This is a genomic window from Streptomyces sp. BHT-5-2 (genome assembly GCF_019774615.1).
Lineage (GTDB): Bacteria > Actinomycetota > Actinomycetes > Streptomycetales > Streptomycetaceae > Streptomyces.
Genome location: NZ_CP081496.1, coordinates 182,336 through 207,032, shown reverse-complemented (window position 1 = coordinate 207,032; position 24,697 = coordinate 182,336). Strand labels below are relative to the sequence as shown.

The following is a 24,697-nucleotide window of genomic DNA, read 5'->3' as shown; positions in this document are numbered from 1 at the left end:
TGATCCCTAGGCGCGGCCGACCGGCTCCGGCTCCGCGACCCGCCCCGTGCGGCCGCTCGGCAGCACCCGGGCCAGCAGCCCGGAGCGGCCGGCGGCCAGCGGGCCGAGGACGGCCAGGACGAGCACATAGCCGGCGATGAACGGCGCCAGCCGCTCGTCGAGTCCGGCGCCCGCCGCCATCGTCGCCAGGATCAGCGCGAACTCGCCGCGGGCCAGCAGCGCGGTGGCGATGTTCGCGGCCGGGCCCGGCCCGAAGCCGTAGATCCGGGCCGCGGTCATCCCCGCCAGGACGTTCATCAGCAGCGTCAGCGCCACCGCGATCAGCACCGGCCACACGACGCTCGGCAGGTCGCCGGGGTCGATGGAGAGCCCGAACGCGAAGAAGAAGATCGCCCCGAACGCGTCCCGCAGCGGATGCACCAGCTTCCGGATCCGCGGCCCGGACCGCGTCCCGCCGAGCATCAGGCCCACCATGAACGCCCCGATGGCGTCCGCGACACCGAACCACTCGGAGATCCCGGCGACCAGCACGGCGGCACCCAGGAAGGAGATCACCAGCAGTTCGTTGTCCTTGGTGGCGATCAGCCGGCCGACCACGCGGGTGCCCCAGCGGGCCGCGGCGGCGAGCAGCAGCAGGAAGCCGAACGCCTTCCCGGCGGCCGGCGCCGCCGAGGCGAGCGAGTCGGCCCCGGAGAGCACCGGCTGCAGCGCGGCCAGGTACAGGGCCAGGAAGATGTCCTCGACGACGATGATGCCGAGGATCGGCTTGGTCTCCGGGTTGCCCAACCGCCCGGTGTCGACCAGCACCTTGGTGACGATCGCGGACGACGAGATGCCCAGCACCCCGGCGAGCACCAGCGCCTCGGAGGTGCCCCAGCCGAGCGCGAAGCCGAAGCCGAGGCCGGCGCCGACGTTCAGCGTCAGATACGCGCCGCCGGCCAGCGCCATCCGGCGGCCGCCCGTCTTGAGGTCGTCCACATGGAATTCCAGGCCAAGGTAGAAGAGCAGCAGCACCAGGCCGAGGAGGGAGAGCATCTCCAGGTCGTGCGGGTCGGCGACCAGCACGATGCCGGGGGTGTGCGGGCCGAGCAGGATTCCGGCCAGGATGAACAGGGGGATGGTCGGGAGTCCGATGCGGCCGCCGAGGCGGGCGAGGACGGCGGCGGCGAGGAAGGCACCGCCCATGGCGATCAGGGTGTCTGCGTGTCCGATGGGCCCGTTCCTCCTGGTCGTCAAGCGCTCCGGCCAGTTTGGTCAAGAGTGCGTCAAGAGATCATCAATACTTAGATTACCAAACTATTCCGAGTGCTGGTGGTGCCGGTCCGTGGCGCCTGTCTGTGGTGCCCGTCCGTGGTGCCCGTCCGTGAGGGCCAGGAGGGGGCTCGGGGCGGGGCCGGGGTGGGACTGAGGGGCGTGGGGCCGCATCGGATCACCCCACAACCCCACACTCACCCCGCTTCACGCCAACCCCATGAATCGGGCGAAGCGTTGGCCGAAGATTCGTCACCCGCCTGCGATGGGCATGGAGTTGATGGCACGATGGGTGCCAGGGGTGTGCGCGGCATGCTCCAGGGCCGGTGAGGCGTTCCGACCGAGGGTGTGATCAGTTGTGGCTCTATCGCTGTCAGTTGTCCTGATGCTGGGGATCATCCTGGTCGTACTGATCAAGCAGAAGGCGATCAAGGCCGGCCCGGCGTTCGTCGCCATACTCTTCGGCTTCTTCCTCGCCTCCACGGGAATGGCGCCGTCGATCAACAGATTCCTGAACTCGATCGCGAACACGATCAACCACATCACGTTCTAGATCACGTTCTGGACCATGTTCCGGGGGCACGCTCCCGTCACACCCTCGATCGCGTCCGGGTCGGCCCGCGGGCCGGTTCCCGGTTGCGGGCCGCCGCTCAGGAGGTCGGTCCGCCCCCGGTCCGTCCCAGCGCGTCCCGTACGGCATCCTCACTGCGTCCCACCAGCGCCGAGCCGTCGTCGGCGGTGATGATCGGGCGCTGGATCAGCCGGGGGTGCGCCGCCAGCGCCTCGATCCACCGCTCGCGGTCGTCCGCCGTGCGGCCCCAGTCCTTCAGGCCGAGCTCCTTCGCCTCGGCCTCCTGGGTGCGGGTGATGTCCCACGGCTCCAGCGTCAGCCGCGCCAGCACCTCGCGCAGCTCCTGCGCGCTCGGCGGCTGTTCGAGATAGCGCCGCACGGTGTACTCCGCCCCCTCCGAGTCGAGGAGCTGCACGGCGGAACGGCACTTGGAACAGGCCGGGTTGATCCAGATCTCCATGGCTGCACCCTAGTCAACCCGGACGCCCCTCGACCCGGCACCTGGCACAAGTGCGCTGCCGGCAAGGGGAAAACGGGTGTACGGCGGGTCAACCCTTTCTGCCACCGGCGGGTCCGGGTCCCTTCCGGGCGCGCTCCCGAGGTGCTGCGCGCGCTGCACGAGGACCCCGGGCCGACCGACGCCGCCGTGGAGAAGACCATCCGCCTCCCCGGCCACCCACGTCCTGCGGGTGGCCGGGGAGGACACCCGGCGGCCGCCCGGACCCGCTTCCTGCAAATCCCGTGAATACGCGACCAGTCCTCCTCGCGAATTCCCCTCAGTGCGTCCATCCCGGCCCGCTCCACATCGGTCTTCAGCAGCGCGATATCCGGCGAACCGTGTTCCCGGAAAATATCCGAAACCGTCGTGACGGCCACCTCGATGACTTCTCCGACATGCGCTCCGTCGAGCACGTCGGCAATCGAGGAGTCGTCCGGCCCGCGGTTCCGCAGAAACGTCCGGCTGCTCTCGCCGTCCGCCTCCCGGTCCGCGTACAGCCCGGAATTCCCGGGCGCGTCCGGGTGGCAGACCATCGTCCCGGACCCCGCCTCGGCGGCCACCGCGGCGCGCACCGGCCCGCAGCCGGCTGCCGGCCCGCCGGCAGAACGCGTCGGAGGCGACCTCCTGCCACGGCAATCGGGAAACATTTTCGGATGGGGTCACCACGGCGAACCGGTGGTTCCGCGACAGGGAATTCGGCAGGGAAAGCGACAACGCTCGGTGGCGCACCTCGGACGTACCCGGCGGGACGTACCCGGCGGCGGCCGACGAAAACGGCCCGGGGCCGGATCGCAGAAAGTCGGCGATCCGGCCCCGGGCCGTTACGGAGCGGGCGACGGGAATCGAACCCGCGTAGCCAGTTTGGAAGACTGGGGCTCTACCATTGAGCTACGCCCGCGAGCGCCACGGTCGGTCGGACCTCGGCACGCAGAGCATCGTAGCGGGTGAGGGCGCCGCCGTGCACACTGCCCCGCGCTCTCGAACAACAGGCAGCCACACGGCCCTCGGCCATGTACCCTACGTGTCGCACCGACGGGGTGTGGCGCAGCTTGGTAGCGCGTCCGCTTTGGGAGCGGAAGGTCGTCGGTTCGAATCCGGCCACCCCGACCAGCAGGCACCCGTCCCGCATGCCGCGAAGCAGGCAAAAGCGGGCATAAGCGTCCGATCAAGATCGCGTTGTGGGTGCCCTCCTCCTTGCGGTTACTATGCAAGCTGCGTGCCCGTATGTCTCTGTACCGGGCGCGATCGGCCGGACCGGGACGTGCCGGAAGCCGGCTGGTCTGAAGCAGAACCCCCAAAGTCAGCCCAAGGAGACCGAACCGTGAAGAGCGCCGTGGAGACCCTGAACCCGACCCGGGTTCGGCTCACTGTCGAGGTGCCCTTCGAGGAGCTCAAGGACAGCCTCGACGCGGCGTACAAGAAGATCAACCAGCAGGTCACGGTGAAGGGCTTCCGCAAGGGCAAGATCCCTGCCCGCGTCATCGACCAGCGGTTCGGTCGTGGCGCCGTGCTGGAGGAGGCCGTCAACGACGCGCTCCCGAAGTTCTACACCAACGCGGTCAACGAGGCGGAGCTGAACGTCCTCGGCCAGCCCGAGGTGGACATCACCGAGCTCAAGGACAACGAGCTGCTGGCCTTCACCGCCGAGGTCGACATCCGCCCCGCCCTGGAGATCCCGGACTACTCCGGCATCGAGGTCGAGGTCGACGCCGTCGAGGTGTCGGACGAGGACGTCGAGAAGTCGGTCGAGCAGCTGCGTGAGCGCTTCGCCTCGACCACCACGGTCGAGCGCGCCGCCGAGGACGGCGACGTGGTGACCGTGGACCTGGAGGCCAAGGTCGACGGCGAGGTGCTGGCCGACGGCATCGCCAACGGCGTCAGCTACACCATCGGCTCCGGTGAGCTCCTCGACGGCATCGACGAGGCCGTCAAGGGCCTGGAGGCCGGCGGCAGCGCGACCTTCACCTCCGAGCTCAAGGGCGGCTCCGCCCAGGGCAAGGAGGCTTCGGTCAAGGTCGACGTCACCGAGGTCAAGGCCCGCGAACTCCCCGCCCTGGACGACGACTTCGCCCAGCTGGCCAGCGAGTTCGACACCCTCGACGAGCTCAAGGCGGACAGCCGCAAGCGCCTGGAGCGGATGAAGAAGTTCGACCAGGCCACCCAGGCCCAGGAGAAGGTCCTGGACGCGCTGCTCGGCCTGATCGAGGTCCCGATCCCCGAGAAGCTGCTCGAGGACGAGATCCGCACCCGCAAGCACAACCTCGAGCACCACCAGCTCGGCCAGATGGGCCTCGACCTCGCCAAGTACCTGGAGCTCCAGGGCAAGAGCGAGGAAGAGTTCGACGCCGAGACCAAGGAGCAGGCGGAGAAGGGCATCAAGACCCAGTTCGTCCTCGACGAGCTGGTCAACAAGGAGAAGCTCAACGTCAGCCAGGAGGAGCTCACCGAGCACCTCATGCGGCGTGCCCAGTCCTCCGGCATGAGCCCCGACCAGTTCGCCCAGGCGGTCGTCGAGGGCGGCCAGGTGCCGATGCTGGTGGGCGAGGTCGCCCGCGGCAAGGCCCTCGCGGTGGTCGTCGAGGCCGCCTCGGTCAAGGACACCAACGGCGAGGCCGTCGACCTGGAGGACGAGGACGAGGCGGAGGCCGCCGAGGCCGTCGTCGCCGAGGCCGAGGGCACCGAGGAGAAGGCCGAGGAGGCCGCCAAGACCGAGGGCTGAGCCCCCGGCCGTCCGGGGTCTCCCCGGGCGTTTCCAACGGTGAGTACGGGTCCGAACACGCACGTGAGCGTGTTCGGGCCCGTCTCTCGTCCCGGTCCGTGAGCCTGCGCTCACAGCGAACAGTTCTCGCTGCGGGATGGCGTTGTCCGACCTGCGCGTTAGGGTCCGTAGATACGAGGGCAGGGGAGTTTCCGAATGCGCGCCGGGCGCACCACACGGCGCAGGTCCCCACGCCCCAGAAGACGACGCTGAGACGGTCGCGAGCCGTCCGACAACGAGCAGGTGGACACGTGACGATCCCGATGCCTTCCGCCGCCGCTGAGCCGACCATCGGTGGCCTCGGCGACCAGGTCTACAACCGGCTGCTCGGCGAGCGGATCATCTTCCTCGGCCAGCCGGTCGACGACGACATCGCCAACAAGATCACGGCGCAGCTGCTGCTCCTGGCCGCTGACCCCGACAAGGACATCTACCTCTACATCAACTCCCCCGGCGGCTCGGTCCCGGCCGGCATGGCGATCTACGACACCATGCAGTACATCAAGAACGACGTGGTCACCATCGCCATGGGCCTCGCCGCCTCGATGGGCCAGTTCCTGCTGAGCGCCGGCACGCCGGGCAAGCGCTTCGCGCTGCCGAACGCCGAGATCCTGATCCACCAGCCCTCCGCCGGCCTGGCGGGCTCGGCCTCGGACATCAAGATCCACGCCGACCAGCTGCTCCGCACGAAGAAGCGCCTGGGCGAGCTCTCCGCGCACCACACCGGCCAGACCCTGGAGCAGTGGACCAAGGACGCCGACCGCGACCGCTGGTTCAGCGCCGAGGAGGCCAAGGCGTACGGCATCATCGACGAGGTCATGCACTCCGCCGCCAGTGTCCCGGGCGGGGGCGGCACCGGGGCCTGAGCCCCGGACACAGGCCCCGCAGTCGACCCCAGCCCCTCTCGCCACCAGGACGGTGAACCTCCAGATGAACAACTACCCCGGAAGCGGCCTTTACGAGCGCACGAAGGCCGAGTTCTCCGGCATGACCGCCGAGTCCCGCTACATCGTTCCGCGCTTCGTCGAGCGCACCTCGCAGGGCGTGCGCGAGTACGACCCGTACGCGAAGCTCTTCGAGGAGCGGGTGATCTTCCTCGGGGTGCAGATCGACGACGCCTCCGCCAACGACGTCATGGCCCAGCTGCTGTGCCTGGAGTCGATGGACCCGGACCGCGACATCTCGGTCTACATCAACAGCCCCGGTGGTTCCTTCACCGCGCTGACGGCGATCTACGACACCATGCAGTTCGTCAAGCCCGACATCCAGACGGTCTGCATGGGCCAGGCGGCCTCCGCGGCGGCCGTGCTGCTGGCGGCCGGCACCCCGGGCAAGCGCATGGCGCTGCCCAACGCCCGGGTCCTGATCCACCAGCCGTTCAGCGAGACCGGCCGCGGCCAGGTCTCCGACCTGGAGATCGCCGCCCGCGAGATCCAGCGGATGCGCCAGCAGCTGGAGGAGATGCTGGCCAAGCACTCGTCCACGCCGATCGAGAAGATCCGCGAGGACATCGAGCGTGACAAGATCCTCACCGCCGAGGAGTCGCTGGCGTACGGTCTGGTCGACCAGATCGTCTCGACGCGGAAGACCTCCGTCTCCGTCTGATCGCGATCTTCGCGAAATGCGCCGGAGTGTTGCCCCCTTGGACCGAGTGAACCGAGTCGGTCCAAGGGGGGCCCGTACGGGGGGCCCGGCAAGGTACCGTCGATAGGCAAGCACCCGGGTCCGCGGAGCAATGCGGATCCCAGGCGAAGGGGATTCACCTCGTGGCACGCATCGGTGACGGCGGCGACCTGCTCAAGTGCTCGTTCTGCGGAAAGAGCCAGAAGCAGGTGAAGAAGCTCATCGCGGGACCTGGTGTGTACATCTGCGACGAGTGCATCGATCTCTGCAACGAGATCATCGAGGAAGAGCTCGCCGAGACCTCCGAGGTGCGCTGGGAGGAACTCCCCAAGCCCCGCGAGATCTACGAGTTCCTCAACGGCTACGTCGTCGGCCAGGAGCCCGCCAAGAAGGCGCTCTCGGTGGCCGTGTACAACCACTACAAGCGCGTCCAGGCGGGCGAGAACGGCCCCGGTCGCGGCGACGAGGGCATCGAGCTGGCCAAGTCCAACATCCTGCTGCTCGGCCCCACCGGCTCCGGCAAGACCCTGCTCGCGCAGACCCTCGCCCGGATGCTCAACGTCCCCTTCGCGTTTGCCGATGCGACCGCGCTGACCGAGGCCGGCTATGTCGGCGAGGACGTCGAGAACATCCTCCTGAAGCTGATCCAGGCCGCGGACTTCGACATCAAGAAGGCCGAGACCGGCATCATCTACATCGACGAGATCGACAAGGTCGCCCGGAAGAGCGAAAACCCGTCGATCACCCGGGACGTCTCCGGCGAGGGCGTCCAGCAGGCCCTGCTGAAGATCCTGGAGGGCACCACGGCCTCCGTGCCGCCCCAGGGGGGCCGCAAGCACCCCCACCAGGAATTCATCCAGATCGACACCACCAACGTGCTCTTCATCGTCGGCGGTGCCTTCGCCGGCCTGGAGAAGATCATCGAGGCCCGGTCCGGCGCCAAGGGCATCGGCTTCGGCGCCACCATCCGCTCCAAGCGCGAGATCGAGTCCAAGGACCGGCTCCAGGAGGTCATGCCGGAGGACCTGGTGAAGTTCGGGATGATCCCCGAGTTCATCGGCCGTCTCCCCGTCCTCACCTCGGTCCACAACCTCGACCGCGAGGCGCTCCTCCAGATCCTCGTCGAGCCGCGCAACGCCCTGGTCAAGCAGTACCAGCGGCTCTTCGAACTCGACGGCGTGGAGCTGGACTTCGACCGCCCGGCCCTGGAGGCCATCGCCGACCAGGCCATCCTCCGCGGCACCGGCGCGCGCGGCCTGCGCGCCATCATGGAGGAGGTCCTCCAGGCGGTGATGTACGAGATCCCGTCCCGCAAGGACGTCGCCCGCGTCGTCATCACCGCCGACGTGGTCCACTCCAACGTCAACCCCACCCTCGTCCCCCGCACCCGCGGCGACTCCGGCGAACCCCACGAGAAGAGCGCGTAACGGCACCACCGCCTTCCAACGCCACCGCCCGGCAGCGCAGTTGCTGCCGGGCGGTGGTGTGTGCCGGTACGGACGGCGCGGCGCCGCCGCTACTTCTCCTTGCGGACCTCGTTGCGGATCTTGGCGGTCTTGTCGGCGAGCTGCTCGGCGCTGGGGGTGGTGGCGGAGCCGCCGCCGTTGGGGTTGGGCATGGCCGACATGGTGACCACTCCGAGGGCACTGTTGTCGCCCCAGATGCAGACGGAGGCCGTGACGGGCACGGTCATCCCGCTGATCGAATAGGTGAGCTTCTTCGTCTCGCACTTGAGGACATCGCCGTCGAAGCCGCTGGGCGAATACGCGGTAGGCGGTGTGACGTCCTCGATCGTCGGTTTCCTTGAGCCGTTCTTGAGGCCGTCGTTGAACTTGGCGAACGCCTGGGTGACAGCGCCCTGCGGATCGGCGACGTTTCCGTACACGCCGGACACCGACAACTGCAGCCCAGAGGGGTCCTTGTAGGTGCCGCCGACGCCCTTGGCGCTGGTGATCCCAAGGGCCTTGGCCTCCTTGTCGTTGGAGAAGTCCTCGGCACCGCCGGTGCCGCCGGGCTTCTGGACCTTGCTGAACTGCCCGCTCAGCAGGCTGTCCGGCAACGAGATCGTGTACGGCTTCACCTGGCCGCCCGAGCCGAAGACGAAGTACGCGCCGACGCCGATCGCCGCGACCACCGCGACGGCGCCGATGATCAGGCCGACCTTCTTGCCGCTGCCGCCGCCGGTCTCCGGCTCCTGGGGGATCATCCCGTAGGGGGTCTGCTGGCCGCCGTAAGGGGGCTGCTGGCCGTACGGGCCCGGCTGCTGGGGCTGGCCGTAGGGCGGCTGCGGGGCCTGCTGCGGGAACTGCTGCTGCGGGGCCTGCTGAGGGTAGCCGTAGCCCTGCTGGGGAGGCACCGGGCCGCCCTGCTGCGGGTAGCCGTAGCCGGGCTGCGGGGCGGGCGGCTGCGGCTGGCCGTACGGGCCCGGCTGCTGGGGCTGTTGGCCGTACGGGCCCGGAGGCGGCTGGTTGAAGCTCATGGAGCGGTCCCCTCGTGACTGCGGTGACGCCGGAGTGCTGCGCGTGGCGTCCGGGCGTCGGCGTGATGTTTATGCGCTCCCGACATCCTGTACGACGCCGCCGACAACCGGTGCCCCGGGGGCGAAACCGATTCGAAGCCGCAACGCGGGCGCCCGTACACTGTCGGTCGTGACCGAGAACACTCAGCAGAAGCACAGCGTCCCCGAACTGCCGACTCAGTACACGCCGGCCGAGGTAGAGGGGCCGCTGTACGAGCGCTGGGTAGAGCGGGGCTACTTCGAGGCGGACGAGAAGAGCGAGAAGCCGCCGTACACCGTCGTCATCCCGCCGCCGAACGTCACGGGCAGCCTGCACCTGGGGCACGCCTTCGAGCACACGCTCATCGACGCGCTCACCCGCCGCAAGCGCATGCAGGGCTACGAGACGCTCTGGCAGCCGGGCATGGACCACGCCGGCATCGCCACCCAGAACGTCGTCGAGCGCGAACTCGCCAAGGAGGGCGTGTCCCGGCACGACCTGGGGCGCGAGGCGTTCGTCGAGCGCGTCTGGCAGTGGAAGGGCGAGTCGGGCGGCCAGATCTCGGGCCAGATGCGTCGGCTCGGTGACGGCGTCGCGTGGTCGCGGGAGCGCTTCACCATGGACGAGGGCCTGTCCAAGGCCGTCCAGACGATCTTCAAGCGGCTCTACGACGACGAGCTGATCTACCGCGCCGAGCGCATCATCAACTGGTGCCCGCGCTGTCTGACCGCCATCTCCGACATCGAGGTGGAGTACCAGGACGACGAGGGCGAGCTGGTCTCGATCCGTTACGGCGAGGGGGACGCCGCCATCGTCGTCGCCACCACCCGCGCCGAGACGATGCTCGGCGACACCGCCGTGGCCGTCCACCCCGAGGACGAGCGGTACGCGCACCTCGTCGGCACCGAGATCGAACTGCCGCTGACCGGCCGGCGGATCCCGGTCGTCGCCGACGAGCACGTCGACCCGGAGTTCGGCACCGGCGCGGTCAAGGTCACCCCGGCGCACGACCCGAACGACTTCGAGATCGGCCGCCGGCACGACCTGGCCAACCTGGCCGTCCTCGACGAGCGCGGCGTGATCACCGCGCACGGCCCGTTCCAGGGGCTGGACCGCTTCGAGGCCCGGTCGGCGATCGTCGGCGCGCTGCGCGCCGAGGGCCGGATCGTCGCCGAGAAGCGCCCGTACACCCACTCCGTCGGGCACTGCTCGCGCTGCAAGACCACCATCGAGCCGCGGCTGTCGATGCAGTGGTGGGTCAAGGTCGGCCCGCTGGCGAAGGCCGCCGGTGACGCGGTCCGCGAGGGCAAGGTCGCGATCCACCCCAAGGAGATGGAGTCCCGCTACTTCGGCTGGGTCGACAACCTCCACGACTGGTGCATCTCGCGCCAGCTGTGGTGGGGCCACCGCATCCCCGTCTGGTACGGGCCGAACGGCGAGGTCGTCTGCGTCGGTCCGGACGAGCAGCCGCCGAGCGGCGAGGGCTGGCACCAGGACACCGACGTCCTGGACACGTGGTTCTCCTCCGGTCTGTGGCCGTTCTCCACGCTGGGCTGGCCCGAGCAGACCCCGAGCGTGACGAAGTTCTACCCGAACTCCGTCCTGGTCACCGGCTACGACATCCTCTTCTTCTGGGTCGCCCGGATGATGATGTTCGGCCTGTACGCGATGGACGGCACCCCGCCGTTCCACACCATCGCGCTGCACGGCATGGTCCGCGACCAGTTCGGCAAGAAGATGTCCAAGTCCTTCGGCAACGCGGTCAATCCGCTGGACTGGATGGACACCTACGGGTCGGATGCGGTGCGGTTCACGCTCGCCCGCGGCGCCAACCCCGGCGTCGACGTCCCGATCGGCGAGGACTGGGTGCAGGGCTCCCGGAACTTCGCCAACAAGATCTGGAACGCCACCCGCTTCGCGCTGATGAACGGCGCGACGGTGGAGGGCGAACTCCCGCCTGCCCAGGCCCTGTCGGCGACCGACCGGTGGATCCTCTCCCGGCTGAACTCCGTCGTCGCCGAGGTCGACGCGTACTACGACGACTACCAGTTCGCCAAGCTGTCGGACACCCTCTTCCACTTCGCCTGGGACGAGGTCTTCGACTGGTACGTGGAGCTGTCGAAGACGACGTTCATGGCGGGCGGCCCGGCCGCCGACGCCTCCCGCCGGGTGCTCGGCGAGGTCCTGGACGTCACCCTGCGGCTGCTGCACCCGGTCGTGCCGTTCGTCACCGAGACGCTGTGGACGACGCTGACCGGCGGCGAGTCGGTGGTCATCGCCGACTGGCCGGCGGACTCCGGCTTCCGGGACGCGGCGGCCGAGCGGGAGATCGAGACGCTCCAGCAGGTCGTCACCGAGGTCCGCCGGTTCCGCTCGGACCAGGGCCTGCAGCCGGGCCAGAAGGTCCCCGCACGGCTGGACCTGACGGGCACCGCGCTGGCGCCGCACGAGACCGCGATGCGCTCCCTGCTGCGCCTGACGCCGGCCGCCGAGGGCTTCACCGCCACCGCGTCCCTGCCGGTCGCCGGCGCCACCGTCGCCCTGGACCTGTCCGGCGCGATCGACGTCGAGGCGGAGCGCAAGCGGCTGACGAAGGACCTGCTCGCGGCCGAGAAGGAGAAGAAGCAGGCCACCGCCAAGCTGGGCAACGACGCGTTCCTCGCCAAGGCGCCGGAGCCGGTGGTGGAGAAGATCCGCGGCCGGCTGGCGACCGCGGACGCCGACATCGAGCGGATCACCGCGCAGTTGGCGGCCCTGCCCACGGCGTAGTCGGCGCGCCCGGCCATCCGCCGGGCCCCGCAGCCTCCTCCGCAGGCCCCTCGTCCGTACGGGCGGGGGGCCTGCGCCGTCCCCGGCGTCCCCGCCGGCCGCCGCGGTCGCCCCGTTCCCGGACCGGCCAGAGCAGTACGTAAGCCGTGGAGACCGCCACGAACGCCAGCCGGATCAGGCCCCGTGCCGAGTCGTCGGGGATCGCGAAGACACTTCCGTAGAGGACCAGCAGCGCCAGCCAGCTCCACCAGGGCACCAGGCGGCGCTGCCCGATGACGTCCCACAGCAGCGTGCCGAGCAGGACCGACGCGGTGTAGTAGGTGTAGACGCTGGGGTCGAGGACGATCCGGGCGTTGGCGCCGAGCAGCACCACCGCCGCCCAGCGGCCCCGCCAGACCGCCAGCCCGCCGAGCACCAGCCCGAGGCCGAACTGCGCGGGCCGGACCCAGCCGGGCGTCTCGGGGTCGTCGGCGCCGAGCCAGCGCAGCGCGGACGCCGGCTGGTTGGGGATGGCGAACTTGGCGGCGGCGAAGGACTGGGCGTCGCCGAGGAAGAACGGCAGCCAGGCGACCGCGACCAGCCCCGCGCACCACAGGCCGGCCTTGAGCCACTGGTGCCGGGGGAGCGCCAGCAGCAGCGGGACGAAGGCCAGCGCGGTCGGCTTGGAGTCCATCGCCAGTGCCAGGAACACGCCGGTCAGGGCCGCGTTGCCGCTGGTGACCGCGCGGACCGCGAGGGCGGTGAAGAACAGCGCCAGGACGTCGTCGAGGTGCCCGAAGCGGACCGCGACCTCGATCCACATGGGGATGAACGCCAGCCCGGCGATCAGCACCCGCTGCCGCAGCCGCTGGTGGTTGGTGCCGGTGCCCAGGAAGTGGTGGGCCGCGCTGCGGCCGGCCAGCACCAGGATCACCAGGCCCAGCGCGGACATCAGGGCCGCGGCCAGGAACTGCCCGGTGGCCTCCGGGAACGGGTTGAACAGCCCGGCGGTCAGGAAGCTGATCGGCCCCATCTGGAGCTCGGGGTGGTGCGCGTAGAGGTTGAGGCCGCCGGTGCCGTCGCCGGAGGCGCCCTGGTAGATCAGCTCGCCGCCGGTGCGCAGATAGTGCCAGGAGAAGCCGCCGTGCGGTTCGACGATCATGAACCACAGCACGGTCCATGCGGTGAGCAGCACCAAATGCATCCGCTGACTGATTGCCGGCACGCTTCTTCAGCTCCTGCTTTCCACACTCTTCGCGACGACCGCGGTCGCACGTTCTTACGGTCCGGGGCTTTTCAGACCCCGCCGTGGAAGAGGGCGTGCGACGGCGGAAAGGTTGTCCCGCCCGGCGGTTCGATCCCTCACATCCAGGGGTTACGCGCTTCTCATGACGCTCTCATGAAGCCGAGGCACCGTGGACCGGAATGCCGGGGTTCCGGCGGAAACGCATGCCCGGTCCCGTCCCGAACACCGAGGAGCCGCGCCCGTGAACAGACCTCTGCGACGGATCTCGGTCTGCTGCCTCTCGCTGATCCTGGCACTGATGGGCTGGGCCACCTGGATCCAGGGTGCCAAGGCCAGCGACTACCGGGAGGACGCGCACAACCCGCGGGTGAACATCGCCAGGTACTCCTCGCCGCTGGGCAACATCCTCGTCGACGGCCAGCCGGTCACCGGCTCGGCCGCCACCTCCTCCTCGCTGAAGTACAAGCGGACCTACAAGGACGGCCCGCTCTACGCCCCGGTCACCGGCTTCTCGTCGCAGATCTTCGGCAGCACCCAGCTGGAGAGCCTCTACGGCCCGCTGCTCGGCGGCACCGACAGCCGCCTCCAGAGCCCCGCCGACACCCTGCTGCACGAGCGCCCCAAGGCCGGCGACGTGGCCACCACCATCGACCCCAAGGTGCAGAAGGCCGGCTACGAGGCGCTGGGCGGCAAGACCGGTGCGGCCATCGCCCTGGACCCGGCGACCGGCCGCATCCTGGGCATGGTCAGCACTCCGTCGTACGACCCGGGGAAGTTCGCCGGGTCCTCCGCCGCCGACCAGAAGGCGTGGGAAGCCCTGACGAAGGACGGCGGTCAGCCGAACCTCAACCGCGCGCTGCGCCAGCCGCTGCCGCCCGGCTCCACCTTCAAACTGGTGGTGGCCGCCGCCGCGCTGGAGAACGGCCTGTACTCCTCGGTGGACCAGGCCACCGACAGCCCCGACCCGTACACCCTGCCGAACACCCGCACCCAGCTGACCAACGAGAGCGCCTCGGCGCCCTGCGAGAACGCCACCATCCGCACCGCGCTCCAGTACTCCTGCAACACCGTCTTCGCCAAGATGGCCGTCGACCTGGGCAAGGACAAGGTGCGGGCGCAGGCCGAGAAGTTCGGCTTCAACGACGCCAAGATGGACGTCCCGGTACGCGCCACCAAGAGCGTCTACCCCTCGGACATGGACCAGGCGCAGACCGCGCTCTCCGGGATCGGCCAGTTCGACGACCAGGCCACCCCGCTCCAGATGGCGATGGTCGCCTCGGCGATCGCGAACGGCGGCGACCTGAAGACCCCGCAGCTGGTCGACAAGCTCACCGACGGCGGCGGCAACACCCTCCAGCAGAACGGCCCGAAGACCTACCACCAGGCGATGTCGGGCCGGACCGCGGCACAGCTGCGCTCGGCGATGCAGACGGTCGTGGACAAGGGCACCGGGTCCAACGCGAAGATCGACGGGGTGACCGTCGGCGGCAAGACCGGCACCGCCCAGCACGGCGTCGACAACAGCGGCACGCCGTACGCCTGGTTCGTCTCGTACGCCGACGACGGCAAGGGGCACCGGGTCGCGGTCGCGGTGATGGTCGAGGACGGGCACGCGGCCCGCAACGAGGTCTCCGGCAACGGCCTGGCGGCCCCGATCGCCAAGGCGATGATGCAGGCCGCGCTGTCCTGACCGGCGCGGCGGCCGGGCGGTCGGCGGGCGGCCGGGCCGGCAGCGGCGGCGCGAGGGGCGGCGCCGGCCCGTTGTCGGTGGCGCCTCGTAGACTTGTCGTCGTGAGCGAGCGCCCCCAGAACGACGATCCCGACCCGACGCCCGACCCGGCCGACGCCTTCGAGGAGATGGTGGAGGCGGAGACCGAGCGCGACCCCGACCTCGCCGTGATCGAGGCCGGCAGCCGGACCCTGCGCGCCCAGGCCGGGCCGCCGCAGGGGGAGCAGGTCCCGGCCCGCCCCGCCGACCCGGAGGTCGACCGCGCGCTGCGCGCCGTCGAGGAGGAGCTCGGCGGCCGCTGGGGCGAGACCCAGCTGGACCCGTCGACCGCGCGCATCGCCGCGCTCATGGACATCCTGGGCTCCCCCCAGCGCGCCTACCCCTCCATCCACATCACGGGGACGAACGGCAAGACCAGCACCGCCCGCATGATCGAGGCCCTGTTCGGCGCCTTCGAGCTGCGCACCGGCCGCTACACCAGCCCGCACGTCCAGTCCGTCACCGAGCGGATCAGCCTCGACGGCAGCCCCGTCTCCGCCGAGCGCTTCATCGAGACCTACCGCGACATCGCGCCGTACGTCGAGATGGTCGACGCCCAGCAGGAGCACCGCCTCTCCTTCTTCGAGGTGCTCACCGCGATGGCCTTCGCCGCGTTCGCCGACGCGCCGGTGGACGTCGCGGTCGTCGAGGTCGGCATGGGCGGCACCTGGGACGCGACCAACGTCATCGACGGCGACGTCGCCGTGATCACCCCGATCTCGCTGGACCACACCGACCGGCTGGGCGAGACGCCCGAGCAGATCGCCGGCGAGAAGTCCGGGATCATCAAGAAGGACGCCACCGTCGTCCTCGCCCAGCAGCCGGTGGACGCGGCCTCGGTGATGCTCAAGCGCGCCGTCGAGGTGGACGCCACGGTCGCCCGCGAGGGCATGGAGTTCGGCGTGCTCTCCCGCGAGGTGGCGGTCGGCGGCCAGATGCTGACCCTGCGCGGCCTCGGCGGCGAGTACCCGGAGGTCTTCCTCCCGCTGCACGGCGCCCACCAGGCGCACAACGCCGCGGTCGCGCTCGCCGCCGTCGAGGCGTTCTTCGGCATCGGCGCCGGCCACGCCCGCACCCTCGACATCGACACCGTCCGCGCCGCGTTCGCCGCGGTCAGCTCGCCCGGCCGGATGGAGGTGGTCCGGCGCAGTCCCACGGTGGTGCTGGACGCCGCGCACAATCCGGGCGGTGCCCGGGCGGCGGCGGAGGCGGTCAGCGAGGCGTTCGGCTTCAGCCGGCTGATCGGCGTCGTCGGCGCCAGCGACGACAAGGACGTCCGGGGCTTCCTGGAGGCGTTCGAGCCGATCTTCGCCGAGGTCGTGGTGACGCGTAATTCCAGCCAGCGGGCGATGGATCCGGACGAGCTGGCCGCCGTCGCGGTGGAGGTCTTCGGCGCCGAGCGCGTCCAGGTCGAACCGCGGCTGGACGACGCCCTGGAGGCGGCGATCACCCTCGCCGAGGAGGAGGGCGAGTTCTCCGGCGCCGGCGTGCTGGTGACCGGCTCGGTGATCACGGTCGGCGAGGCCCGGCTGCTTCTGGGAAGGAACTGACGGACCATGCGCACCCTGTGTGCCGGCACCCTGATAGGAGAGTTCTTCGTGATCGGCTTCGCCGGCCTGGTCGCGATGCAGCTCACCGACATCTCCCGGGCCACCATCTGGATCGTCAGCGGTGTCGCGATGCTGCTGAGCCTGCTGCTGTGCGGGATGCTGTCCCGCCCCGGCGGGGTGCAGCTGGGCTGGGCACTCCAGATCGCCCTGATCGCCAGCGGCCTGGTCGTCCCCACGATGTTCTTCCTCGGCGCGGTCTTCGCCGCCCTGTGGTGGGCCTCGGTCCACTTCGGCCGCAAGGTGGACGAGGCGAAGGCCCGCTTCGCGGCCGAGGCGACGACGGCGGGCTGAGCCCCACGTTGTCGGCTTTCCCGCCGTAGGGTTTCGCCTTGTTGCGCCTGCGGCGCCGGGCCGCTGCGCGGGGCTGTTGGTCGCCTCCCGTTGTGGGGTGGAGAGGAAGCCCGGTGGGGCTGCCGTGGGCGGGCGGGCTCAGCCACCCGGCAACGGACGCCCCGTATTCGGGCGATAGCCTGGCACCGCTGATCGCCGTTCAGATACAGGGAGTCCCTCCGTGAGCCAGCGCACCCTCGTCCTCCTCAAGCCCGATGCCGTCGAGCGCGGTCTGATCGGCGAGATCATCCGCCGCATCGAGCGCAAGGCCAACTGGACGATCACCGCGCTGGAACTGCGCACCCTCGACCGCGAGGTGCTGGAGCAGCACTACGCCGAGCACGTCGGCAAGCCGTTCTACGAGCCGCTGGTGGAGTTCATGTCCTCCGGGCCGGTCGTCTCGCTGGTCGTCGAGGGGGAGCGGGTCATCGAGGGTGTCCGCGCGCTGGCCGGGCCCACTGACCCGATTGCCGCGCCCAGTGGGTCCATTCGTGGGGACTTCGGAACGATCACCCGAGAAAATCTCATCCACGCCTCGGATTCCGAAGAGTCCGCCGAGCGGGAGATCAAGATTTTCTTCCCTGGCATTTCTTGATCCGAAGAGTACGGCCAACCCCCTTGTGACCAGGGGCGACCGGTGAAATCATCGGTCGCCCCTCGGTGTATTCGCCGCGAGCGGGGGAACGCGTTCCCGCGACACGACGTCACCATTAAGGGGGGCGGGTGCGTGTACGGCTGACAATGGCGGAACGGCCTCCTGCCGTGTTCGAGTGGGAACCCACTACGAACTACGATGGGGGCTTCCGCGTCGCACGGCGCATCACCTCCTGCCGACCTCAAAGTAAGCATTCGCTCCAGTTGGGAAGGCCAGACGTATCCTCATGGGGAACAACATGTCGTTCATCGGCCGTGACATGGCTGTCGACCTCGGGACCGCCAACACGCTGGTGTACGTCAGGGGCCGCGGCATCGTCCTCAACGAACCGTCGGTCGTGGCCATCAACACCAACACCGGCGGCATCCTCGCCGTCGGCGCCGAGGCGAAGAAGATGATCGGCCGGACCCCCGGCAACATCGTCGCCGTACGGCCCCTGAAGGACGGGGTGATCGCCGACTTCGAGATCACCGAGCGGATGCTCCGGTACTTCATCCTCAAGATCCACAAGCGTCGCTACCTGGCCCGTCCGCGGGTGGTGGTCTGCGTTCCCTCCGGTATCACGGGAGTTGAGCGCCGCGCGGTCATCGAGGCGTCGACCCAGGCCGGCGCCCGCCAGGTGCACATCATCGAGGAGCCGATGGCCGCCGCGATCGGTTCCGGCCTCCCGGTCCACGAGGCCACCGGCAACATGGTCGTGGACATCGGCGGCGGCACCACCGAGGTCGCGGTCATCTCGCTCGGCGGCATCGTCACCGCCCAGTCCATCAGGGTCGCCGGCGACGAGCTGGACAACGCGATCATCCAGCACATCAAGAAGGAGTACAGCCTTCTGCTGGGCGAGCGCACCGCCGAGTCCATCAAGATCACCATTGGTTCGGCGTACGACCTGGAGCAGGACGAGCACACCGAGATCCGCGGCCGCGACCTGGTCTCGGGTCTGCCCAAGACCGTCGTCATCTCCGCCGCCGAGGTCCGCAAGGCCATCGAGGAGCCGGTCAACTCCATCGTCGACGCGGTCAAGACGACACTGGACAAGTGCCCGCCGGAGCTGTCCGGTGACGTGATGGACCGCGGCATCGTTCTGACGGGTGGCGGCGCCCTGTTGCGCGGCCTCGACGAGCGGCTGCGCCGCGAGACCGGTATGCCGATCCACATCGCCGAGGACCCGCTCGACTCGGTGGCGCTCGGTTCCGGCAAGTGCGTCGAGGAGTTCGAGGCGCTCCAGCAGGTCCTGGACTCCCAGCCGCGCCGCTGAACCACCGGTCCCGGCCTGTCGCGCGGGCGTCACACGGCGTTCGCGCGGGCCGGGCACCATACAGAAACGGCCGATCCGCCCGGCGGATCGCCGGGCCATACCGCAACGCTCCCACAGACACGGTGCACTGACGCTCCACCACCGCGCCGTCACAGCAAGGCACTCAACCCCCGAACGAGACCGGCGGGGCCCGTAGCCGGCCGGTCCTACGAGGAAGGACACGGCCGCCGCACGTGAGGGACACACGAGAGAGCCGGCTGCTGCTGGTGCTGCTGATCGCGATCGCGTTCGCGCTGATCACGGTCGATATCCGCGGCGGCGAACAGTCCCCGCTCGACGGCGCCCGGCAGGCCGCCGCCTCCGCCTTCGGCCCGGTGGAGCGCGGCGTGGCCCGCCTCGTCAACCCGGTCGGAAACGCCGTCAGCGCCGTACGCGACTCCGGCGAGCGCCACAACCGCATCAGCGACCTGGAGCACGAGAACGCCGCGCTGAAGCTCAAGCTCGGCTCCCCGGACCGCAACCGCAACCGCGCCGCCGAACTCGACAAGATCCTCAAGACCGCGGCCGCCGGCCAGTACGCGATCAAGGGCGCCGAGGTCATCGCCATCGGCTCCGCGCAGGGCTTCTCCTGGACCGTCACCATCGACGCCGGCAGCCGCGACGGCATCGTCCGCGACATGACCGTCCTCAACGGCGACGGGCTGGTCGGCCGGATCACCACCGTCACCCCGCACACCTCCACCGTGCTGCTCGCCGCCGACCCGGAGTTCACCGTCGGCACCCGGATGGAGAAGACCAACGAGATCGGCTTCGCCAACGGGCAGGGCGTCCGCTCGCTCCGCGTCGAGCTGCTCAACGGCCGGGCCGACGTCAAGAAGGGCGACCGGCTGGTCACCTTCGGCTCCAGCAAGGACAAGCCGTTCGTGCCCGGGGTGCCGGTCGGCGCGGTCACCAAGGTCGAGCCGCTCAACGGCGATCTGACCCGCACGCTCCAGGTCCGGCCGTTCGTCTCCTTCTCCTCCCTCGACGTCGTCGGCGTCGTCGTCCAGCCGCCCCGCAAGGACCCGCGGGACACCGTCCTGCCACCCCCGGTCAAGCCCAGGCCGACACCGACGGTCACCGTCACGGCCACACCCTCCGAGAGCGCTTCACCCAGGAGCTGACCGATGCGCATCAACCGGATCCTGCTCGCCGCCCCGCTGGCGGTGATCGCCCTGATCGTCCAGGTCGGCATCCTCGCCAGACTCCATCTGCCGGGCGCCGTACCGGATCTGCTGATGCTGGTGGTGGTCGGCCTGGCCCTGGTCTACGGCCACGTCGGCGGCTCGCTGATCGGCTTCGGCGCCGGGCTGCTCGCCGACCTCGCCCCGCCCGCCGACCACGCCATCGGCCGTTACGCCCTGGTCCTGTGCGTCATCGGCTACGCCGCGGGCCTGACCAAGCCGGACAACGGCCAGCACCGCTCGGCGACCCTGCCGCTGGTGGTGGTGATCGCCGCCGCGATCGGCTCGACGCTGCTGTACGCCGGCGTCGGCTCCCTGGTCGGCGACACCGCGGCCCGCCATGTCGGCCTGGTCGGACTGGTGCTCAGCGCCACTCTCTACGATCTGCTGCTCGCACCGTTCACCGTTCCGCTGGTGATGGCGGTGGCGCGCAGGACCGAGCACGACCCGCTGGCCACGGATGCCGGCGGCACCACCGGGGCGGTCGCCGGGCGCCAGGGCTGGGCCGGCGGCGGCCTCGGCGGCGGTTCGTGGGCCGGCGGGTGGCTCACCACCGGCACCGGCCTCAAGGCCAGCCGCAACGCCATGAAGGCGATCCGCACCGGCCGGGTGCCCAAGCCGGGCCGCGGCGGGCGCGCCAAGGGGGTCAAGGGCATCAAGGGGGTCAAGCGGCTGTGAGCAATATTCCGGAGACGGGGCGGACCTCCCGTATCAACACCCGGCTGATCGCCATTCAGATCCTGGTCTTCTCGCTGCTGGCGACGCTCGGCGGGCGGCTCTGGTACCTCCAGATCCGCAACGGCCAGGAGTACGCGGCCAAGGCCAGGTCCAACCACGTCCAGCAGGTCATCGAGCCCGCCACCCGCGGCTCCATCCTCGACGCCCGCGGCGTGCCGCTGGCCGACAACCAGACCCGGCTCGTGGTCTCCGCCAACCGCACCGACCTGATGAAGATGAAGGACGGCGGCAAGGCCGTCCTCGCCCGGCTGGCCAAGGTGCTGGACATGCCGGTGCAGGAGATCCGCAACAAGGTCCGGCTCTGCGACGCCAAGACCCCGCAGCCCTGCTGGAACGGCTCGCCCTTCCAGCCGATCCCGATCACCGACAAGGCCACCACCCAGCAGGCCCTGCAGATCCGCGAGCGCTCCGAGGACTTCCCCGGCATCAGCGCCCAGCCCACCGCCGTCCGCCGCTACCCGGCCCCCGGCAAGGCCAACACCGCGCAGGTCCTCGGCTACCTCTCGCCGGTCACCGACGCGGAGATCCAGAAGGCCAAGAACGGCCCCTCGCCGCTGCTGCGCTCGGACCAGGTCGGCCGGTCGGGCCTGGAGCGGCAGTACGACAACTACCTGCGCGGCAAGGCCGCCGTCACCCGCTACGAGGTCGACAACCTCGGCCGGGTCATCGGGCAGGCCGACAGCGACAAGGGCCAGGCCGGCTCGACCCTGGTCACCAGCATCGACGCCCGCGTCCAGGCCATAGCGGAACAGCAGCTCGACAAGGCCATGAAGGACGCCCGCTCCCAGATGGACCGGAACACCGGCACCAACTACAAGGCCGACTCGGGCGCCGTGGTCGTCATGGAGGCGAAGACCGGCCGGGTGGTGGCGATGGCCTCCAACCCCACCTACGACCCCAACTCCTGGGTCGGCGGGATCTCCGGCAAGGACTACGCCAAGCTGACCGGCAAGAGCTCCAACTACCCGCTGCTCAACCGCGCCATCCAGGGGCAGGCCGCCCCCGGCTCGATCTTCAAGGTCATCTCGACCTCGGCCGCGGTCAACGCCGGCTACCCCTTCGACGGCCACTACCCCTGCACCAGCGCGTACAGCATCGGCGGCCAGGTCTTCCGGAACTTCGAGGGCGAGTCGGAGGGCGACATCAGCCTGGGCCGTGCGCTGGAGGTCTCCTGCGACACCGTCTTCTACCGGATCGGCCACGACGAGTGGAAGAAGGACGGCGGGGACAAGCCGGTCAACAACCCCCGCGACTGGTTCTACCGGACGGCCCACCAGTTCGGTCTCGGCAAGGAGACCGGCATCGACCTGCCCAACGAGGTGCGCGGCCGGGTCCCCGACCGCCAGTGGAAGAACGCCTTCTGGAAGGCGAACAAGGACAGTTGGTGCGCGCACCCCAAGGACGGCAACGACTACGTCTCCAAGCTCGCCCGGGAGAACTGCCTCGAAGGCATGAAGCTGCACGCCTACGACTCGATCAACTACGCCATCGGCCAGGGTGACACCCTCGTCACCCCGATCCAGATGGCGACGATCTACGCGGCGCTCTCCAACGGCGGCACCCTCTACAACCCCCTCGTCGGCAAGGCCGTCGTCAGCCCCGACGGAAAGTCGGTGCGGACGATCCGGCCCGAGGCGCACGGCCATCTGCCGGACACCCCGGAGACCATCAAGCAGATCGACGCCGCGCTCCAGGGCGTCACCGAGCGGGGCACCGCCGCCTGGCGCTTCCAGGGCTGGCCGCAGGACAAGATCCCGATGCACGCCAAGACCGGTACCGCCGAGGTCTACGGCAAGCAGACCACCTCATGGTTCGCGACGTACACCAAGGACTACGCGGTCGTGATGACCATCTCCCAGGGTGGTACCGGATCCGGCGCCTCCGGCCCGGCCGTCCGCAGCATCTACAACGCGCTCTACGGCGTCAACGACAAGGGCGAGATCGACCCCAAGGCCGCGCTGCTCCCCGCACCGGAGAACAAGCTGCCCAAGATCGAGAGCGACGGCACCATCCTCTCGCCGCCCATCAAGCCGCCGGCCGACCCGTCGCCGTCCCCCTCCGGGAGCCCCCAGCAGTGACCACACCGCTCTTCTCCCGGACCTTCTCCGTCCGCCGTTACGCCCCCGACCGGGGCGTCTGGGGCCGGCTGACGGCACGCGACTCCGTGGTGCGCAGGCTCGACTGGATACTGCTGCTGTCCTGCCTGGTGCTCTCCCTGATGGGGTCGCTGCTGGTCTTCTCCGCCACCCGCAACCGCACCGAGCTCAACAGGGGCGACGAGTTCTTCTTCTTCGTCCACCACCTGCTGAACACCACCATCGGCATCGGGCTGGCTGCCGGCACCATCTGGCTCGGCCACCGCACCCTGCGCGGCGCCGTGCCGGTCCTCTTCGGCGTCTCGGTGGTGCTGGCGATCCTGGTGCTGACCCCGCTGGGCGCCACCATCAACGGCTCCCGCTCCTGGCTGGCGATCCCCGGCGGCTTCTCGCTCCAGCCCGCGGAGTTCACCAAGATCACCATCACGCTGGGGATGGCGATGATCCTGGCGGCCCGGGTCGACGCAGGCGACCGCCCCTATCCCGACCACCGCACCGTCGTCCAGGCGCTGGGCCTGGCCGCCATCCCGGTGGGCGTGATCCTCCTGATGCCCGACCTCGGCTCGGTGATGGTGCTCGGCGCCATCATCCTCGGCGTGCTGCTGGCCAGCGGCTGTTCGAACCGCTGGATCCTGGGCCTGCTGGGCACCGGCGTCGTCGGCTGCGTCGCCATCTGGCAGCTCGGATTGCTGGACGCCTACCAGATCGCCCGCTTCGCCGCGTTCGCCAACCCGAGCCTGGATCCGGCCGGCGTCGGCTACAACACCAACCAGGCCCGGATCGCCATCGGCGGCGGCGGGCTCACCGGCTCCGGCCTCTTCCACGGCAGCCAGACCACCGGCCAGTTCGTCCCCGAGCAGCAGACCGACTTCATCTTCACCGTCGCCGGCGAGGAGTTGGGCTTCGTCGGCGCGGGCCTGATCATCCTGCTGCTCGGCGTCGTGCTCTGGCGTGCCTGCCGGATCGCGCGGGAGACCGGCGAGCTCTACGGCACGATCGTGGCCGCCGGCATCATCGCGTGGTTCGCCTTCCAGGCTTTCGAGAACGTCGGGATGACCCTGGGCATCATGCCCGTCACCGGTCTGCCGCTGCCGTTCGTCTCCTACGGCGGCACGTCGATGTTCGCGGTGTGGATCGCCATCGGGCTGCTGCAGTCGATCCGCGTCCAACGGCCGGTCTCGGCCTCCCGCTGAACCCGCGGCCCGCGCCGGGTCAGCGGCCCGTGTGCAGCTCGAACCACAGGGACGTGGTGTGCGGCGGCCCCTCGAACGGGGTCGTCCCCCAGTCGTCGGCGAGCCGGCTGATCAGCAGCAGTCCGTGCGCCGGGTCCCGGTCGCCGGGCGGGCATGGGGGTCCCCCCTGGACCGGAGCCTGCCGGAGACCCTTGGGGGCCGGGGAGGGGACCAGCGCCGGGCCCTCGTCGTGCACGCTGATCCGCAGACCGTGCGGCGCGGTCAGCACCCGCAGCAGGATGTCCGCGGAACCGGGCGTTCGGAGATGCGCCCTGGTCACCGCCTCCGAGGTGAGCAGGACGGCGGTGTCCCGGAGCGCGGCGAGCGGCCCGTCGCCCAGCAGCGCGCGGACGAAGTCCCGGGCGGTCTTCGGGGTGCCGGGCCGGCTGGGCGCCGTGAGCAGATACGGGCGGGCGCCCGCCGCGATGCGGAAGGCGGGCCGGGCGAGGGCTGCGGTGTCGGGGTGCACGGTGTCTCCCGGAGTCGGTCGAGCCGATTGCCACGCTGCGTGCGTAGTCAGTAACACACCGTAAAACACCGTGTGTCGACGGTGCCACCCCGTTCTCGGCGCATATCGATGCCGGACGGCTGGT

The 24,697-nt window shown here is 70.0% G+C and carries 20 protein-coding genes, 2 tRNA genes and 1 pseudogene; 16 read left to right on the top strand and 7 right to left on the bottom strand.

Going from position 1 to position 24,697, the window contains the following annotated elements:
• Window positions 1-6: 6 nt before the first annotated feature.
• Window positions 7-1,185 (bottom strand): cation:proton antiporter, encoded by a 1,179-nt coding sequence (locus tag K2224_RS00935; protein WP_221904713.1) that lies wholly within the window; start codon window positions 1,183-1,185, stop codon window positions 7-9.
• Between the two features lie 424 nt (window positions 1,186-1,609).
• Between K2224_RS00935 and K2224_RS00930 the strand changes: the two genes are divergently transcribed.
• Complete coding sequence (locus K2224_RS00930) at window positions 1,610-1,804, top strand: hypothetical protein (protein ID WP_026247383.1); 195 nt, start codon at window positions 1,610-1,612, stop codon at window positions 1,802-1,804.
• 97 nt (window positions 1,805-1,901) lie between these two features.
• Here K2224_RS00930 and K2224_RS00925 read toward each other — a convergent pair whose 3' ends face one another.
• The 3 genes and pseudogenes from K2224_RS00925 to K2224_RS00920 form a co-directional block, all read right to left on the bottom strand.
• A complete protein-coding gene (locus K2224_RS00925) occupies window positions 1,902-2,282 on the bottom strand; it encodes an arsenate reductase family protein (protein ID WP_221904712.1) in 381 nt (126 codons plus the stop codon).
• Window positions 2,283-2,569: 287 nt separating this feature from the next.
• A pseudogene (locus tag K2224_RS41555) lies at window positions 2,570-2,968 on the bottom strand (FkbM family methyltransferase); the annotation flags it as partial.
• A gap of 180 nt (window positions 2,969-3,148) precedes the next feature.
• Window positions 3,149-3,219, bottom strand: a tRNA-Gly gene (locus K2224_RS00920).
• 135 nt (window positions 3,220-3,354) lie between these two features.
• Here K2224_RS00920 and K2224_RS00915 point away from each other — a divergent pair.
• From K2224_RS00915 to clpX, 5 genes are all read left to right on the top strand, one after another.
• A tRNA-Pro gene (locus tag K2224_RS00915) sits at window positions 3,355-3,431 on the top strand.
• Between the two features lie 211 nt (window positions 3,432-3,642).
• Window positions 3,643-5,040 carry a trigger factor gene (tig, locus tag K2224_RS00910; protein ID WP_221904711.1) on the top strand — a complete coding sequence of 466 codons (1,398 nt, stop codon included), beginning with the start codon at window positions 3,643-3,645 and terminating at the stop codon, window positions 5,038-5,040.
• Between the two features lie 302 nt (window positions 5,041-5,342).
• Window positions 5,343-5,945: an ATP-dependent Clp protease proteolytic subunit gene (locus K2224_RS00905; RefSeq protein ID WP_221909351.1), complete on the top strand. Its 603-nt coding sequence runs from the start codon at window positions 5,343-5,345 to the stop codon at window positions 5,943-5,945.
• Window positions 5,946-6,009: 64 nt separating this feature from the next.
• Complete coding sequence (locus K2224_RS00900; protein WP_313904738.1) at window positions 6,010-6,684, top strand: ATP-dependent Clp protease proteolytic subunit; 675 nt, start codon at window positions 6,010-6,012, stop codon at window positions 6,682-6,684.
• Between the two features lie 161 nt (window positions 6,685-6,845).
• Window positions 6,846-8,129 (top strand): ATP-dependent Clp protease ATP-binding subunit ClpX, encoded by a 1,284-nt coding sequence (gene clpX, locus K2224_RS00895; protein ID WP_221904710.1) that lies wholly within the window; start codon window positions 6,846-6,848, stop codon window positions 8,127-8,129.
• Window positions 8,130-8,218: 89 nt separating this feature from the next.
• On the opposite strand, the gene K2224_RS00890 is transcribed toward clpX, so the two are convergent.
• On the bottom strand, window positions 8,219-9,181 hold the full coding sequence (locus K2224_RS00890; protein WP_221904709.1) for a hypothetical protein: 963 nt from the start codon (window positions 9,179-9,181) through the stop codon (window positions 8,219-8,221).
• A 169-nt stretch (window positions 9,182-9,350) separates the two neighbouring features.
• Here K2224_RS00890 and K2224_RS00885 point away from each other — a divergent pair, with 169 nt between their 5' ends.
• Window positions 9,351-11,969: a valine--tRNA ligase gene (locus tag K2224_RS00885; protein ID WP_221904708.1), complete on the top strand. Its 2,619-nt coding sequence runs from the start codon at window positions 9,351-9,353 to the stop codon at window positions 11,967-11,969.
• Here K2224_RS00885 and K2224_RS00880 read toward each other — a convergent pair.
• Window positions 11,935-13,152, bottom strand: a complete 1,218-nt coding sequence (locus K2224_RS00880) for a hypothetical protein (protein ID WP_221909350.1) — start codon at window positions 13,150-13,152, stop codon at window positions 11,935-11,937. The two genes, K2224_RS00885 and K2224_RS00880, sit on opposite strands and share 35 nt — an antisense overlap.
• Window positions 13,153-13,435: 283 nt before the next feature.
• Between K2224_RS00880 and K2224_RS00875 the strand changes: the two genes are divergently transcribed.
• From K2224_RS00875 to K2224_RS00835, 9 genes are all read left to right on the top strand, one after another.
• Window positions 13,436-14,884 (top strand): penicillin-binding protein 2, encoded by a 1,449-nt coding sequence (locus K2224_RS00875; protein ID WP_221904707.1) that lies wholly within the window; start codon window positions 13,436-13,438, stop codon window positions 14,882-14,884.
• A 101-nt stretch (window positions 14,885-14,985) separates the two neighbouring features.
• Window positions 14,986-16,512: a folylpolyglutamate synthase/dihydrofolate synthase family protein gene (locus tag K2224_RS00870; RefSeq protein ID WP_221904706.1), complete on the top strand. Its 1,527-nt coding sequence runs from the start codon at window positions 14,986-14,988 to the stop codon at window positions 16,510-16,512.
• 6 nt (window positions 16,513-16,518) lie between these two features.
• On the top strand, window positions 16,519-16,863 hold the full coding sequence (locus tag K2224_RS00865; RefSeq protein WP_221904705.1) for a DUF4233 domain-containing protein: 345 nt from the start codon (window positions 16,519-16,521) through the stop codon (window positions 16,861-16,863).
• A 220-nt stretch (window positions 16,864-17,083) separates the two neighbouring features.
• Window positions 17,084-17,497 carry a nucleoside-diphosphate kinase gene (ndk, locus tag K2224_RS00860; protein ID WP_221904704.1) on the top strand — a complete coding sequence of 138 codons (414 nt, stop codon included), beginning with the start codon at window positions 17,084-17,086 and terminating at the stop codon, window positions 17,495-17,497.
• 298 nt (window positions 17,498-17,795) lie between these two features.
• On the top strand, window positions 17,796-18,815 hold the full coding sequence (locus K2224_RS00855; protein ID WP_003985182.1) for a rod shape-determining protein: 1,020 nt from the start codon (window positions 17,796-17,798) through the stop codon (window positions 18,813-18,815).
• Between the two features lie 233 nt (window positions 18,816-19,048).
• Complete coding sequence (mreC, locus tag K2224_RS00850) at window positions 19,049-19,978, top strand: rod shape-determining protein MreC (protein ID WP_221904703.1); 930 nt, start codon at window positions 19,049-19,051, stop codon at window positions 19,976-19,978.
• Between the two features lie 3 nt (window positions 19,979-19,981).
• Entirely contained in the window at window positions 19,982-20,716 is a 735-nt protein-coding gene (gene mreD / locus K2224_RS00845; protein ID WP_221904702.1) for a rod shape-determining protein MreD, read from the top strand.
• Window positions 20,713-22,854, top strand: coding sequence for a penicillin-binding protein 2 (gene mrdA, locus K2224_RS00840; protein WP_221904701.1), 2,142 nt, complete (start codon window positions 20,713-20,715; stop codon window positions 22,852-22,854). The genes mreD and mrdA overlap by 4 nt, the downstream gene beginning before the upstream one ends.
• Window positions 22,851-24,065: an FtsW/RodA/SpoVE family cell cycle protein gene (locus K2224_RS00835; protein WP_221904700.1), complete on the top strand. Its 1,215-nt coding sequence runs from the start codon at window positions 22,851-22,853 to the stop codon at window positions 24,063-24,065. Before mrdA ends, K2224_RS00835 begins: the two co-directional genes overlap by 4 nt.
• Before the next feature lie 19 nt (window positions 24,066-24,084).
• Here K2224_RS00835 and K2224_RS00830 read toward each other — a convergent pair whose 3' ends face one another.
• Window positions 24,085-24,573 (bottom strand): ATP-binding protein, encoded by a 489-nt coding sequence (locus K2224_RS00830; protein WP_221904699.1) that lies wholly within the window; start codon window positions 24,571-24,573, stop codon window positions 24,085-24,087.
• Window positions 24,574-24,697: the final 124 nt, after the last annotated feature.